The organism is Okeania hirsuta, assembly GCF_003838195.1.
GTDB classification, from domain to species: domain Bacteria; phylum Cyanobacteriota; class Cyanobacteriia; order Cyanobacteriales; family Microcoleaceae; genus Okeania; species Okeania hirsuta.
This window is the reverse complement of the sequence record NZ_RCBY01000192.1, coordinates 1-14,101: the sequence shown is the minus strand read 5'-3', so window position 1 is coordinate 14,101 and position 14,101 is coordinate 1. Positions and strand designations below refer to the sequence as shown.

General features: G+C 40.3%; 13 protein-coding genes. 5 read left to right on the top strand and 8 right to left on the bottom strand.

Going from position 1 to position 14,101, the window contains the following annotated elements; translation table 11 throughout:
• Nucleotides 1–444: Rpn family recombination-promoting nuclease/putative transposase (locus tag D5R40_RS24270; RefSeq protein WP_124155338.1), on the bottom strand; the 444-nt coding region annotated here is incomplete at its 3' end.
• A gap of 240 nt (nt 445–684) precedes the next feature.
• On the opposite strand from D5R40_RS24270, the gene D5R40_RS24265 reads away from it, so the two are divergent.
• From D5R40_RS24265 to D5R40_RS24245, 5 genes are all read left to right on the top strand, one after another.
• The gene (locus D5R40_RS24265; protein WP_124143509.1) at nt 685–945 is read left to right on the top strand and encodes a hypothetical protein; all 261 of its coding nucleotides are present in this window, start codon (nt 685–687) and stop codon (nt 943–945) included.
• A complete protein-coding gene (locus D5R40_RS24260) occupies nt 945–1,367 on the top strand; it encodes a type II toxin-antitoxin system VapC family toxin (protein WP_124143508.1) in 423 nt (140 codons plus the stop codon). The genes D5R40_RS24265 and D5R40_RS24260 overlap by 1 nt, the downstream gene beginning before the upstream one ends.
• Nucleotides 1,368–1,525: 158 nt before the next feature.
• On the top strand, nt 1,526–2,005 hold the full coding sequence (locus D5R40_RS24255) for a PIN domain-containing protein (protein ID WP_192901047.1): 480 nt from the start codon (nt 1,526–1,528) through the stop codon (nt 2,003–2,005).
• Nucleotides 1,992–2,189 carry a hypothetical protein gene (locus D5R40_RS24250; protein ID WP_124143506.1) on the top strand — a complete coding sequence of 66 codons (198 nt, stop codon included), beginning with the start codon at nt 1,992–1,994 and terminating at the stop codon, nt 2,187–2,189. The genes D5R40_RS24255 and D5R40_RS24250 overlap by 14 nt, the downstream gene beginning before the upstream one ends.
• A 173-nt stretch (nt 2,190–2,362) precedes the next feature.
• Nucleotides 2,363–3,463 carry a tetratricopeptide repeat protein gene (locus D5R40_RS24245; protein ID WP_205127687.1) on the top strand — a complete coding sequence of 367 codons (1,101 nt, stop codon included), beginning with the start codon at nt 2,363–2,365 and terminating at the stop codon, nt 3,461–3,463.
• Nucleotides 3,464–3,512: 49 nt separating this feature from the next.
• On the opposite strand, the gene D5R40_RS24240 is transcribed toward D5R40_RS24245, so the two are convergent.
• The 7 genes from D5R40_RS24240 to D5R40_RS24210 form a co-directional block, all read right to left on the bottom strand.
• A complete protein-coding gene (locus D5R40_RS24240) occupies nt 3,513–5,588 on the bottom strand; it encodes a sulfotransferase family protein (RefSeq protein ID WP_124143505.1) in 2,076 nt (691 codons plus the stop codon).
• A gap of 28 nt (nt 5,589–5,616) precedes the next feature.
• On the bottom strand, nt 5,617–6,645 hold the full coding sequence (locus tag D5R40_RS24235; RefSeq protein ID WP_124143504.1) for a hypothetical protein: 1,029 nt from the start codon (nt 6,643–6,645) through the stop codon (nt 5,617–5,619).
• A 7-nt stretch (nt 6,646–6,652) separates the two neighbouring features.
• On the bottom strand, nt 6,653–8,470 hold the full coding sequence (locus D5R40_RS24230) for a carbamoyltransferase family protein (protein ID WP_124143503.1): 1,818 nt from the start codon (nt 8,468–8,470) through the stop codon (nt 6,653–6,655).
• A gap of 124 nt (nt 8,471–8,594) precedes the next feature.
• Nucleotides 8,595–11,231 carry a glycosyltransferase family 2 protein gene (locus D5R40_RS24225; RefSeq protein WP_124155336.1) on the bottom strand — a complete coding sequence of 879 codons (2,637 nt, stop codon included), beginning with the start codon at nt 11,229–11,231 and terminating at the stop codon, nt 8,595–8,597.
• A 34-nt stretch (nt 11,232–11,265) separates the two neighbouring features.
• Nucleotides 11,266–12,453, bottom strand: a complete 1,188-nt coding sequence (locus tag D5R40_RS24220; protein ID WP_124155335.1) for an NAD-dependent epimerase/dehydratase family protein — start codon at nt 12,451–12,453, stop codon at nt 11,266–11,268.
• Nucleotides 12,454–12,500: 47 nt separating this feature from the next.
• The gene (locus D5R40_RS24215; RefSeq protein ID WP_124155334.1) at nt 12,501–13,571 is read right to left on the bottom strand and encodes an SDR family NAD(P)-dependent oxidoreductase; all 1,071 of its coding nucleotides are present in this window, start codon (nt 13,569–13,571) and stop codon (nt 12,501–12,503) included.
• 55 nt (nt 13,572–13,626) lie between these two features.
• Nucleotides 13,627–14,101, bottom strand: a 475-nt coding sequence (locus tag D5R40_RS24210) for a tetratricopeptide repeat protein (RefSeq protein ID WP_124155333.1), incomplete at its 5' end; no start/stop codon positions are given.

Genomic DNA, 14,101 nt, shown 5'->3' with positions numbered 1-14,101 from the left:
GAATCCCCATGTAATTTTCCTCCTGTCTCCTGTCTCCTGTCTCCTGTCTCCTTCTTCAACTGTCTTTTCAAATAAAACAAAGTCGGCGATCGTTAAAGCTATAAAAGGTTGCAACATCATATAACCTTGCCCTGTATCTAATTGATTTCCATACGCTTTAGCTAAGTTATAAATTACTCGTTTTTCAAAATATTCTACGTTCAATATTTGCATTTCAATGATGACGGTAGAACCATTGTATAAAAGTGCTTTTACATCAAAATAACTCTCTTTTATAGTGTTAGTGACTCCAGGGTTATAGGGGTTAATTATTTTGAGATATTGAATAATATTTTGATTGTTATAAACTATGGCATTGAGAAAGCTGATGAGAATGTTTTGACTGTGAATAGAACCAAAGATTTTTTTAAAGGCAAAGTCGGTTTTGGGGCTGATAAATTTCATGGTTATATGTTCTTTTGAACTGGTATGATTTATGGTACACTATTTAATGGTAATTAAGGAGCGTTGGCGGAGCCTAGGGGTCTACCGCTTCTGCCTTCTTCAATCAGTTGAAGAGAGCAGAGAGGTTGGATGAGGGGATTAAATCCTGCCAAATTCCTTAGCAGGATATTGCTAATAATCAATTTATCTGTTATTACTTATTAATTTAAAATAACCTAAATATTATAGGAAATTATTGCTATGAATCAACTCAGCGATGCAGATAAAATTATGCTAGAAAAATTTCGCCAACTCTCATCAAAACAACGCCAAAGCCTTCGGGATTTTCTAGATTTTTTGCTAAGTCAAAATTCTTGGAGTAATTCGGAAAATTCATCGGGCAAAGAAGAGGAAAAACAAGTTTCTTTCTATGAAGCAACTAAAGAAATGGCAGGCGCTCTTGATGGTTTGCCCAGTGACTTGTCAACTAATAAGAAGTATTTGGAAAATATTGGTAAATAATGAGTCAAAAAGTCATTATAGATACAGGTGTTGTCGTAGCTTACTTGAGTAAAAGCGATAAATTTCACGAATGGGCGAAAGTTGAGTTGAGCAAAATTAATCCTCCTTTATTGAGTTGTGAAGCCGTAATTGTTGAGTCTTACTTTTTGCTCAAAGGCACTTATGGAGCTGTGGAATTTATTTTTTCTTTGTTACAGACAAAGCAGATAACAATTCCTTTTTCTTTAACACATGAAATGGTAGAAGTTGAAGCATTAATGAAGCGCTATCAAAATGTACCAATGTCTTTGGCAGATGCTTGTTTGGTGAGAATGAGTGAGTTAATTCCAGAAAGCGTAGTTTTAACGTTGGATAGTGATTTTCGGATTTATCGAAAAAATAGAAATGAAGCTATAGATTTGATTATTCCTGTTGATTTGTGATGGCATAAGTTGATGATAATTAGATAGTCTTTTTCTTTGAGAAATAAGATAATAAAAAAACTGATATTGCTTGTGGTACAATTCTTGGATGCGGGTTACAGAGTTGTTCAATTTAACGACAAAAATATTGGAGGCTAATTAATTGAAAATAGGGGGTGATGAAGTTGAAAATCTATTTTGATGTCTGCTGCTTAAACCGCCCTTTTGATGATTGGACGCAAGAGCGTATTCGCTTTGAAGGAGAAGCAGTTCTCAATATTGCAGCTAGAATTAGCTCTGGAGATTGGCAACTTATTACCAGTGAAGCGATCGCTCTAGAATTAGAAAAAATGACTGATGTGGAAAAGTTAGAAAATATCCAGAAAATCTTACAAATGGCTACAATAAAAGTTACCATTGATAGTATTATTCGGGAGCGGTCGCAAACATTAGAAAAATTAGGATTTGGATTGTATGACTCTTTCCATATTGCCTGTGCTGAAAAAGCAATGGCTGATGTTTTTTTAACGACAGATGACCGCTTGCTGAAAAAGGCAAATAATTATCAGGAATTACTCCAAATAAAATTAAGCAATCCTGTTAATTGGTTAATGAGTATTTTTCAAGAACAAGGTGAGATAGAGAATGAAACCAGTTGAGCTTAGAAGAAAAGGTTATCAAGTTTTGGTGGATAATTTAGGCCAAATTAATACTATTCGTTTTTTACAACAAGTGGGATGGGGGTATGGTGATTACACTAAAGAACGAGAAGAGTTACTTAAGGGAGTAACGCGGGAGGAATTTTTGCAAGACCTTGAGCGGATTAGAAATAGCCAAAAATAACTATTATAATGCTTGGCATAATGATCGCTCAGAAGATTGGTTTAAGGAAGTGGAGGAAGAGTGGGATGTAGCTGCCGCTGGGCTTTGCCAACCCATATTAGAATAAATAATATGAGACAGTCTTTTGCTATTAGGATAGAAGATAATATTTTTGAGTAGATTTATGGGTTGTTATGGGTAATAAGGGTATGAGTGCTGGACAGTTGTTGAAGCAGGCTAATAGGTTGAAGAGAGAGGGGCGGTTGGATGAGGCGATCGCTCTTTATCATCAGGCTATTAAAATTAATCCTAATTTTGCTTGGGCTTATAATAATTTGGGGGATGCTCTTGTAAAACAGGGGAACCTAGAAGGGGCTGTTGTTGAATATAGAAAGGCGATTGAAACTAATCCTAATTCTGCTTGGTTTTATATAAATTTAGGTCGTTTATTTATTCAGCAAGGTGGTTTTGAAGAGGCTATTAATTATTTTAAGCAAGCGGTTCTGAGCAAGAATAATTTGTTATGTGAATTGAATGGTAAGCACGAAGGATGCGCTTCAAATCTCTCTGCACCAACTATAAATGGTGAGCTTTTCCCAGAGAATTTACACTTTCCAGAGGAAACAAACTCTCAATGGCAGTTTGGTGACTTGGATAACCTGGCAAAGCTAACTCCTGAAACATTAAGTAACCAGCCGGAAAGAGCTAAAGTTGCCGTTTTTGTGGCGATCGCTCACCTTTACCAAGGCGATATTCAGGCAGCACAAGATTGCATTGGTCTTGCATTAGATTGGGGTTTGAGCGAACAGAGTATCAGTCAAATGATTGTTTCTGGCTTACATAAGTGGTTTGGTTGTTCTGCCACATTTACTGGTGTTCGTAACTCTTGGTACATTGGCGACTGGGAAGCTCTAGTTCAGTTGGACAAGGCAGATTTGTTTCAGCGTCCCGAACGTGCTAAACTAGCTCTGTTAGTTGCTACAGGTTATCAACAACTGGGGAATATAAATGCTTTACGACGCTGTACAGATTTAGCCCTAGAATGGGGTTGCAGCCATAACCTAGTTTATCGAGTTTTGACTTCTGGCATATATAATCTCCTTGGACGAGGGGCTGCAGTTGCCCGTCGGTACAAGCTGTCTTTAAAGTATTTTAAATTGGCTTTTGCGGTTATGGAAATTGCAAATAATCCCCAGAGAACTTTGCTGAAGTCACGAGTCAAGAAGCAAATTGGACAAATATCTTCTCTTAATACTCAAAGGGTTATCAATTTAGTGTTAAACTCAGATAAATGAGAATGTCTATTTAGTAAGGCGAAAGAGTCGGTCTACTACTTCGCGACTTTCAGAGGCGATCGTGGGTAGGATTTTGTGGATACAGTTCCTGGAGATGATTAAGTGCTTGATCGGCACGCAGGATTTCTTTTTCCATTTCTGATAATCGCTGATTTTCCCGTTCGAGTTCTCGGATGCGTTTTCGTAGCTCAGGGATTTCGGCTTGTTTTTCTTTGGCAGTCTGAAGTTGTTCTCGTAGGGTTGAAACGCGGGCAATGTTTTCTTGGGCGATTAAATACCATCCTTTGAACTCATCCATTGCTTGGCGGCATTCTTTGACGACAGCCATGAGGCGGGCGCGATCAAAGTCTGCGCCTCGACATTCTTTGAGTGCGTCGTAGAGTTTGAGTACATATTTATTTTGTACTTGATATTCTTCATGTACTGAGCGATTTAAATTAGGTTTGATAATGTCTTTCAAAACTTCGTCTACATTGCCAGTGAAATATTCGTCTAAACCTGTATATTTCAAAAGTTCCTGAGCTAATTTACTAGGCTGGGTGAACCAATCTTCGTAGTGGACAATGAAACAATCAGCAGCAGTGTGATGCAGTGCGTCAATAGTGCGAGTTAACCAGACTAACTCAGATATGTATGTAGGATGATTATATTGTCTTAAAAAAGAAGTAACTACAGCCTTTGGATTGCGTACAGCCAATACAAAAACAGGAATAATGCGTAAAGAAATGAACAAACTAAACCATAGAGGAAGAAATGAATTAACTCGTGGATCTTTGAATCCCCATATAGTGTTATCTAAATTAATGCGTTGGGTAAGAATATGTTCTAATTTTAACTTAGCTTTTTTTACTGGATTACTATTCACCCATTTATCAGGTAACGGTAAATGACGATGCCCACCAAGCTCATTAAACAGATTTTTATGTGTTTCAAAGATGTCTAAATCTTCTAACGGTCCTTCAGGGTTACTGATATTTGCCGTAATTAAGTTTTCCGAAATCCTCATACCCATAGACACTAAAACTTGCATCAATAGTGATGTTCCAGACCTGCCAGCACCTAGTACAACAATAACACGCTTTGTTTTTGTTTCTTGCATATTTATTTTAAATGTATGTAAGTTGTTGTTATCAAATTTTTCTAGCAATGGGGATAAAACCTCTTCCAGATAAGTGGCAATGACCTTAGTGCCTTCAGAGTTAGGATGTGCATCCAGGCTATTGGCAAAGAACAAACGCTCCGGTTGTTTTGACAGCACCTCTATCACATCGGTGTTGCTGACATCATGTTCCCTAAACAAAGCTTTCAGCTCCTTCTTGACTTCCACTTCATGCGATAAAACAATATCCATTTCAGGATGTAAACCTGGTCTCGAAGCAGCAAAGCATGCTTCTTTGCTTGGGAAAATTACGAACAATGGCTCAATTCCAGAATTTTCGCAAATATCAATAATTTCAACGAACATTGCCTTTGTCAGCTCGAGTCCAACACGAACTGCCTGAATTTCCGGGTTGATGAGTTCTGCTCGCTGACGTGGCCTAAAAATTTGTGGGATTCCTTCAATCTTAAAAGCAAGAATATCTATATTATCCCTTTGATGGGCAAGTTCAAAAGCCTTTATTTTTGAAATACTTTCTACAGCCATTATTTCCCTAATTTGGTAATTGCGAACGCGATCTTTCCACTTCATTATCAGAGGAACACGATCGAATTCATCGCACCAAAAACGATGGCGGAGAGGTGACTTGCTATTCTTTGTCCACTTGAAAGCATCAACCAGATCGTTACCAAGATAAAAACCAATCAAGCAAATTTTTGTCGAGACAGGCATAAGTTCCTGAACTGCCATAAAATATTGAAATGAACCCCATCCTCCAGCAGCACAGCAAGTTACGCCAAAATTTTGTGAAAGGAGAATAGGCCAGCTTTCTGTCTTGGTCACACCATGTCCATAAGTCCAAGAGTCACCGACAATAAAGATATCAGTACCAGGTCTATCTGGATTTCGGAACCCGGCAGCATCATGCTCCGGAAAAGCGGGATTGCCACGAGTCATCCAGATTTCGTCGTCGCGAAAATACCGATTAATATCGAGATCAGGTACTGCTGCTTTTTCTTTAGACATAATAATCTTATATTCTGACAATACCGAGTTATGCTAGGGGGTAGTTGTTTTCATCAAATTCTTCTAGCAACGGAGACAATACCTCTTCCAGGTGAGTAGCAATGACCTTAGCACCTTCAGAGTTGGGATGTCCATCCAGGCTATTTGGGAAGAAGAAAAGCTCCGGTTGTTTTGACAGCACCTCTATCATATCGGTATTGCAAACATAATGTTCGTTAAAAAAAGCTTTCAGCTCCTTCTTGACTTTTACTTCATGTGAGAGCACGGTGTCTACTTCGTGATGTAAACCAGGATTCGCAGCAGCAAAAGATGCTTCTTTGCTAGGAAAAATAACGAAAAATGGTTCGATGCCATAATTGTCACAAATATCAATAATTTCACTGAACATTGATTGAGTAATATCGAGTCCTATGCGAATTCCTGGAATCGATAAGTCAGTAGTATCTGCACGCAACCGGGGCTTGAAAATATGTTGAAATCCTTTGATTGTAACAGCAACTAGGTCAATGTTATCGCACTGATGGGCATAAATAAAAGCCTCTGTTTCGGAAATCCCCTTTTCTTCCATGATTTCCTGTATTTGCCTTCTGCGAACTCGGTTATTCCATTTCGTTATAGGATCACTTTTCTGATCGAATTCATCGCACCAAAAATGATTGCGTAGAGATGACTGGGTGTTTTTTGTCCACCCGAAAGCATCAACCAGGTCATTACCAATATAAAAACCAACCAAGCAAACCTTTGTTGCGACGGGCATCAGTTCTTTAACAGCCAGAAGGTATTGGAATGGACCCCAGCCCCCGGCAGCAGCACAATTAATGCCAAAATTTTGTGATAGCAGGATTGGCCAACTTTTTTCTTTGAGGAGTGCCCCACCCGGGCAAGCACCATAAGTCCAGGAATCGCCAACAATAAAAACATCATTGCCGGGATTCTCTGGATTACGAAATCCTTGGTTATCATGCTCCGGAAAAGCTGGGTTGCCACGCATTTTCCAAATGCTATCCCGAAAGTATCTCTGGACTTTGTTCCTATTGTAACTAATTTCTTCTTTCATATCGTAACTAATCCTTTTCAAATTGGTTAGAGAACTTTGAGTCGAGTACCTTTGTATCACCTGTCTTTTCAACCCGATAATTCTCAATGTACAAGACTTCGATATTTGTCCCGCAGAAACAACGCATTGCATCTTCAGGTGTACAGACAATGGGTTCGCCACGCACATTAAAGCTGGTGTTGACTAGTACGGGGCAGCTGGTCAGAGACTCGAAAGCTGACAGAACAGCGTGGAGTCTTGGATTCTGTTCTTTGCTAACTGTTTGAAGTCTAGCAGAATAGTCAACATGCGTGACTGCCGGAATGATTGATCGTTTATGGTAAAGCTTGGCCAACCCCTTTGAAGATTCATCAACCGGGAGTCGATAACGCTCGGCGATCGGTGCAACCAGCAACATATAAGGACTTTCGCGTTCTAGGCTAAACCACTCAGCACTACTTTCAGCTTTTACCACTGGAGCAAAAGGGCGGAAGGACTCTCGGAATTTGACCTTCAGGTTAAGATCGCGCTGGGTAGTTTCCAGCATTGGATTCGCAAGAATCGAACGGGCACCCAAAGCCCGAGGTCCAAACTCCATTCGCCCTTGAAACCATCCGACAGCCTTGCCTTCATAAAGGTCGGTGGCTGCCGTGGTAACAAGCTCGGCCTCACTTTGAAAATGTTGAATGGAAAGATTTGGACGAAAATCGCTCGAATCAATAGCTTGAAGCACCTCTTTATCCTCGAAATCTGGTCCCAGATAAGCGCTGTTCATGGGAATGATGGTTTTGGAGGTTGTCCCGTTGGCTTCTATTTGCTTCAGGTAAGCAAGACAGGCTGCACCGACAGCGCTTCCCGCATCACCTGCTGCTGGCTGAATCCAAATATCGTCAAAGATGCCCGAATGCAGCAATTTGCTATTAGCCACGCAATTGAGAGCTACACCACCTGCAAGGCACAAGCGATCCATCCCTGTCAGTTCCCTAGCTCGGCGAGCAACATCAAGCACTAAGTCTTCTGTCACAGCCTGAATGCTTGCCGCAATATCCATATACTTTTGTGAAAGGCGCTGTGCGGGGCGACGAGGCCGAACACCAAACAAAGCTGCAAATTTTTCTGAAGTCATGCGTTGGCTGTCAACATAACTAAAATACTCCCGGTTCATTTCGAGTAGGGTATTATTTCCACGAACAAGCATGGTCTCCAGAATTAGTTCTTTATAGACTGGAGTGCCATAAGGTGCTAACCCCATTAGCTTGTACTCACCAGAATTCACCTTAAAGCCACAAAAATCTGTGAACGCTGCATAGAGTAGTCCAATTGAGTCAGGAAATCGTAGGTTTTCGTGAAACTCAATAGTATCCCCCCGTCCAGATGCAATAGAGAGAGTCTCCCACTCGCCAACACCATCCATAGTTGCAATGGCAGCTTCGGGAAAAGGCGAGGGAAAGAAGGCAGCAGCAGCATGGCTGGAATGATGAGTAAATTCCAACACTGGAACTAGCTTGGGATTAATACCCAGCTCTATTAGAAAAGTTGCTAAAAGTCGATCTGCTGATTGAGCATATTTTGTGGGTGTACTCCCCAGTACCCCATGCCCTTTTTGTGTGAATGCTTGCTGTCGCTCATACTTCAAGGATGGTTTTTCATAGTAGGCTACCGCATCTATGGTCATAGCACCACCCTGGAGCATACTTAAGCAATAAGTAGCTGCATGGGTAGGAAAAGCAGGATCGTGCTTGCAACGGGTGAAGCGCTCTTCTTGGGCAGCAGCAAGTATATGGCCATCTTTTACAAGTGCAGCAGCCGCATCGTGGTAGAAACAAGAAATACCTAAAATATTCATATATTTAAAATTTGGCGTTGGTGATTTTGGCTATGATTTTCCTGAAATGACGATTGTCTAAATCCTAATTAAAAAGGATTTTATATTTGACAAATTTAGATTTCATAGCTTGATTCACCAACGCCTAAAATTTCTGTGTGTCAATAATGATCTTATCCAACTCCAAATTTTTTATCTCTTGCAAGAGCTTGCTAGTTTTTTCCTTCAATATAGCTACATCTTTTGTTTTGATTGGAATGAGAACTTCTTTTTTACTTGGAAAAAGCTTTTGCAAATCAGGATACTTTGAATGCTGCTTCACGAAATTAAGTATTTTGAGAATTCGTAATAAATACTGATATTTTCTCGTATAAAACAGAATACTGACTTCTGGATTCCAATGATTTGGGATCTTGTCTGAGCTCGCACTTACAATAAAATCGGTATCAAATAGATGTTCTTCTAATTCTTTACGATCTATTTTTGGATAAATTTGATTCATTAACTTTAGTATAATTTGTTTGTAATAGTCAAAACCCCAGTTAAATTTCTTCGCAGTTTCAGTTCTACCTTTGTCATCAATAAGCATTCGATTCCAATAGTCTAGACCAGCATTTTTACTTGCGTCTTCCTCAATTAGTTGTAGCCAATTTTTTTCTCTTGCCAACGCAACGATTGGCAAGTCATTTTTCCGGGCTTTAATCGACACTTGTAAATCACACATAGGAGTTGGACTGAAATCAGAAAAATTCAAATTTATTGAATTACAGTGAAAAGCCAAGGTTCCCGTTCCAGCCAAGGTAACAAAGCGATCCTGCTCAAGACCAGTTCGTGAACCAAAAACTGCTATTCGCTCAAAATACCATTCCAAAGGTTCTCCAAAAATCGAACCATGAACACAAACAGGAACTCTATCGTTATATTTTTTTAGAGTAGTTACCATCTTGTATGAATAATCATCTGGATACAAGAAGTCATCATCTAGTGAAAAGTAATAACCATTTTTTGCCTCTGGTAAAAAAAAGAATTTTCCGGCAGCAGCTAAATCACCATGATTTTTACTCCAGGCATAAGATATGTTATCCTGTTGAACACATTCTGGAACTTCTTCATGCCCGTTCAAATAAACATAAATGCGATCAAACTGTGGTTTTAAACGCTCTAGCACTTGTGGCAATGTATTCAGCCTGCTCGGTATTGTTGCCATTCCAGCTATAATTTTTTCTTTAACTGGTGGTCTCCCAGTTTTTATTGCATTATTTATCAACTTTATGTATTCAAGATTATCATTTATTGTCAATGACCTGCAATCGTCAACGATATTCCCTACTGGGGTAGTTATGTCTTTTTTGACAGAGATAAAATGTTCAAGTAAATCATAAACTGCTATATTTGCAGGTAAATTTTCCACGCTAGGGACTACCATAAGTGCCTTGTTACAAAGAAAGAACAAGCTGTTGAGCAGTCCATGAGATGAGGGACTCAGAATCTTGTGTTGGTCACTGTTTGCTCCATCAGATTTAGAGCCTATGAATCCTACCTGTGCAGAAAAAAGACACTCTAGTAGTTTCGGTAAGACATCGCTCTCAAAGACAGCAGACTCATCCAGAAAGAGGATTTTACCATACCTAGCAGTTTTGGCTATTTTACTCATAGGAGCTTGAGCAGACATAATTTCCGGTGGCAGCAGCCTGATAAACACACGGGGAATAAAAGGCTTAATAACAGACAGAGCTTCCTGGGGTTGAGCCGCAGGCATCAATATCTCTACAGGCTTATGAGTGTTATAACGTACAAAAGACCCTAAAAACTTCTTCACAGGGCGGATATCTTCCCCCGCCCGAACAATTATAGATACTCCATCTGTTGCCCCCTTGCCATTTTTGCTACTGACAGGTTCCACTGCTGAACCTTCAGGACGTAAAGAATACCAGATTAGATACTCCTCAGACAAAAACCCAGCTAGAGGCGAAACCTTCTTAATATATTTCTTAGCCAAAGTCTGTCGCGCCTTTTTAGCCTCCAGTTTCTCAGCACTGACAAAATCGTGATAAATTAGTAACTTAGGCCAATAATAAATTCCTTTGTTGGGAAATTTCTGCAAACAACGGCTAGTTAACTCCACACCTTCGTGACCAAAAAGCAGCGGATCGAACCCCCCAACAGAGACAAACGCTTGTTTTTGAATCACCATATTCCCCTCAGTAATCAATACTGCGGGTAAAGGATAAACCCCCAAATCATAGTGCAAAGGAGGCCGTGCTTTTGGTGGATTAACACTCGGAAGTATTCTACCTCTAATTGCCAAGAAATCATGGTTTTCCATCGCTTCCCGTGCGTTGCTGACATACTCAGAATCCATAGTGGCATCATCATCCAGAAAAATCAAGCGATCGCCTCTAGCAAAATGTGCCCCCACATTGCGCCCTTCAGATGCCAACAAATTTATAGGAGGAGACACCCAAAGCATGGGAAAGTCAGCTAATTGCTGGTGAAGTGCTTCATTGCCACCGTTATCTATGAGAATAACTTCAAACCCCGTATTAGTTTGGTTGAATACTGATTCTAGACATTGCAGCAGCGCCGTACCTGCGTTAAAGCTGACAATAATCACCGAAAAGTGAACCGACTTCTGTGACCTTTTATCCTGCTTAGGAAAACTGTCATAATCAACACTTTGGCGATATACAGCCATCTGTTCGCGAGCTTCATCAAACCCCTCTTGGAGATATAACCTCCGAGCTTCTTCAAAGATTGTAAATACGTTCTGATTTTGTCTCATTACTTCAAAATTCCTGATGGGAAATAACTTTCTATTACCAACGGATACCACGAAAGATTACATCCTTGCGAATGTTATCCTTGTAGCGCTCCACCACCCGGAACATATCTTCCATCACCTCTTCAGTCAGGTAGTGCGGTTCAACACCAATATTCACTAAACCTTGGTAAGTTGGATTGTAGTAATGTTCCTCAGACTCTTTGCGCGGGTTTTCGATACTTTTAATCTCCACATCATAACCCAATTTTGTGCCTACCTTCTTAGTCAACTCAGCCAGTTGATTAACGCTGAAAGTTTCCATGATTTGGTTAAAAATACGAAGCTCGCCAGATTTTGCCAGCGTTATTTCAGACTTGTGTACGCATTGCAGTGTGTCTTTAATATTCAGATAACCCCGAATTTGCCCACCCTTTCCATAAACAGTCAGGGGGTAACCAACAACAGCTTGGGTAATGAAACGGTTGACCACTGTACCAAATACCTCATCATAATTGAAAAGAGTCTTCAGGCGATCGTCAATCACAGACTCCTCGGTTTCTAAACCATAAACCGGACCTTGCATTAGGTCTGTCACCCTTAAGTTCCACATCCTCACCCCAAACCAAAGCAAATCCGTATCCATAATTTTTGTGGTGTGGTAGATAGACGATGCTTGTCTAGGGAAGAGAAATTTGTCTTTGCGTCCCTTATGTTCAATTTCCAGCCAACCTTCCTCAATGTCAATATTAGGAGTTCCATATTCTCCCATCGTTCCCAACTTAATAATGTGGGTACTAGGAGAATAATCACGCACTGCAAACATCAGATTATTTGTAACCAGAAGATTATTTGAGATAGTGGTACTAGCGTAGTTGTAATTAATCAAAGAATAGGGAGCAGATGGCTGCTCTGCATAATGGACAACTGTATCTGGGATACCAGTAAAGTCTTTATTCACTGCCCACTGGTAAGAAACACTACCATCAAAAAATGCACGCATTTGATGTGGGTTAGTCAGATCGCCAATAACCACTTTGATTTCTTTACCAGTTTTTTCATGCCAAATACTGGCTCTCTCCTGTAAGGTAGGCAAGCTATAAAGCATCCCTACATCCAATTCAGTGCAAGCATTGCGCCGGAAATAGTTATCCACTACGGTGACATCATAACCGCGTTGGGAAAAGTACATAGCTGTGGGCCAACCAAGATAGCCATCACCGCCGAGTATCAGAATATGTGCCATGTTGTATTCTAGCCTCCTGTGTATTGTATATTGTTTATTATTCTGAACTAATTGTGTTTTGTCAGATTTTGTGGTAATAAGTCTGCTTCCAGAAGTTGATTCCCAAGCAGAAAATCCGTTAACTCTTTTTGAGATAAGGGCTTTTCATTGTTAGAATTATAGGGCTTTTCAACCGTTAAAGACAGAATATCTGGATAATCATATTCAATCTTGTCAGAAATACTACCAAAAGCAGGTATAACAGCAAAATAGTTTTTCAATTCATACGTTCGTCTAGTTTCTTCACTATTCATCAGTTCTTCATAGAACTTCTCTCCAGGTTTAGCCCCAATGGTTACGATTTCAATAGCATCAGGGCGATAGCCGTAAACCGGAGCCAGTTGCTGAATCATAACCTCAGCCAAATCCAGAATCCTAATTGCTGGCATTTTAGTAACAAAAATTTCTCCCCCCTTGGCAAGGATACTTGAATCAATAACAAGTCGGGTAGCTTCCTTAATGCTCATAATAAAACGAGTCATGTCCGGGTCTGTTAGAGTCACTGGACCACCTCTACGAATCTGTTCGTGAAAAACTGGTATGACAGATCCTCGGGAACCAAGAACATTTCCAAAACGAGTAGAAGCAAAAACTGTCCCACTTCCCTTCAAGGATTCGCTGCTAGCTGCAGTCATCAGCTTTTCCCCCATGAGTTTGGAAGTTCCCATCACATTTGTAGGATTAACAGCTTTATCAGAGCTGGTAAAAATCACCCTTTCTACCTTTGACTCATAAGCAGCTTCAATGACATTTTGAACACCATTAATATTAGTCTGAACAGCTTCAAAAGGGGAACGCTCGCAGAGTACAACGTGCTTAAATGCCGCAGCATGAAAAACAATATGTACACCTTGAAACATTCTAATCAGCTTGTAGCGATCGCGGATGTCTGCTAGAAAGAAAGTAACATTTGTCTGTTGCTGATAGCGCTGCTGTAGAAAAAATAGTTCAGATTCGTTATTGTCTAGTCCAATTAGCTCGCCTACAGCATATTCTTCTGTAAGCTGGCGTACCAGTTCTTTACCTACAGTGCCACAGCATCCTGTCACTAATACAGATTTTTTGTTAAGGTGCGTCATATTGTTCCAGTTGTACTTTCCAATTTTATAAGATGTATACTATCATTTGAATTATTTAAAGATTTATATTGCTTAACTCCTGATATTTCAAATAATATTCTTCCAGCATTTCTTGAGCTTGAGTTAGCTGGAGTAGAAGCAGTTCGTTTTCTTTATGGAGGCTATCGGTTGCTGTTTGTTCTGCTTTCTGTCTGTCCTCCTCTCTTTTTGCCAAAAGGTAATGTCCATCCACCCCATCAAAACCCAAATCTACAGCTTTCTGATAAACCTCAACCGCCTCATCCTTTTCCCCCAACTCCAACAAAATATCCCCCAACTGCTGCCAAACTAAAGCAGATCCAGGATGCAACTCCACCGCCTTCCTCAACTCAACCTCCGCCTCCCGCCAACGTTCCAACCGCATCAACCCATACCCCAACTGATGCCTAACCACAGCAGACTTAGGATTAATCTCCACCACTAACCGATACTCAACAACAGCCTCCTCCCATCTACCCAACTGCCCCAAAGCATAACCCAAATGATGCCTC

Coding starts and splice junctions, on each gene's coding strand:
- D5R40_RS24245 (WP_205127687.1), top strand. CDS start 2,363: ATGGGTAATAAGGGTATGAGTGCTGGACAGTTGTTGAAGCAGGCTAAT.
- D5R40_RS24225 (WP_124155336.1), bottom strand. CDS start 11,231: ATGAGACAAAATCAGAACGTATTTACAATCTTTGAAGAAGCTCGGAGG.
- D5R40_RS24215 (WP_124155334.1), bottom strand. CDS start 13,571: ATGACGCACCTTAACAAAAAATCTGTATTAGTGACAGGATGCTGTGGC.
- D5R40_RS24230 (WP_124143503.1), bottom strand. CDS start 8,470: ATGAATATTTTAGGTATTTCTTGTTTCTACCACGATGCGGCTGCTGCA.
- D5R40_RS24260 (WP_124143508.1), top strand. CDS start 945: ATGAGTCAAAAAGTCATTATAGATACAGGTGTTGTCGTAGCTTACTTG.
- D5R40_RS24240 (WP_124143505.1), bottom strand. CDS start 5,588: ATGTCTAAAGAAAAAGCAGCAGTACCTGATCTCGATATTAATCGGTAT.
- D5R40_RS24250 (WP_124143506.1), top strand. CDS start 1,992: ATGAAACCAGTTGAGCTTAGAAGAAAAGGTTATCAAGTTTTGGTGGAT.
- D5R40_RS24255 (WP_192901047.1), top strand. CDS start 1,526: ATGAAGTTGAAAATCTATTTTGATGTCTGCTGCTTAAACCGCCCTTTT.
- D5R40_RS24220 (WP_124155335.1), bottom strand. CDS start 12,453: ATGGCACATATTCTGATACTCGGCGGTGATGGCTATCTTGGTTGGCCC.
- D5R40_RS24265 (WP_124143509.1), top strand. CDS start 685: ATGAATCAACTCAGCGATGCAGATAAAATTATGCTAGAAAAATTTCGC.
- D5R40_RS24235 (WP_124143504.1), bottom strand. CDS start 6,645: ATGAAAGAAGAAATTAGTTACAATAGGAACAAAGTCCAGAGATACTTT.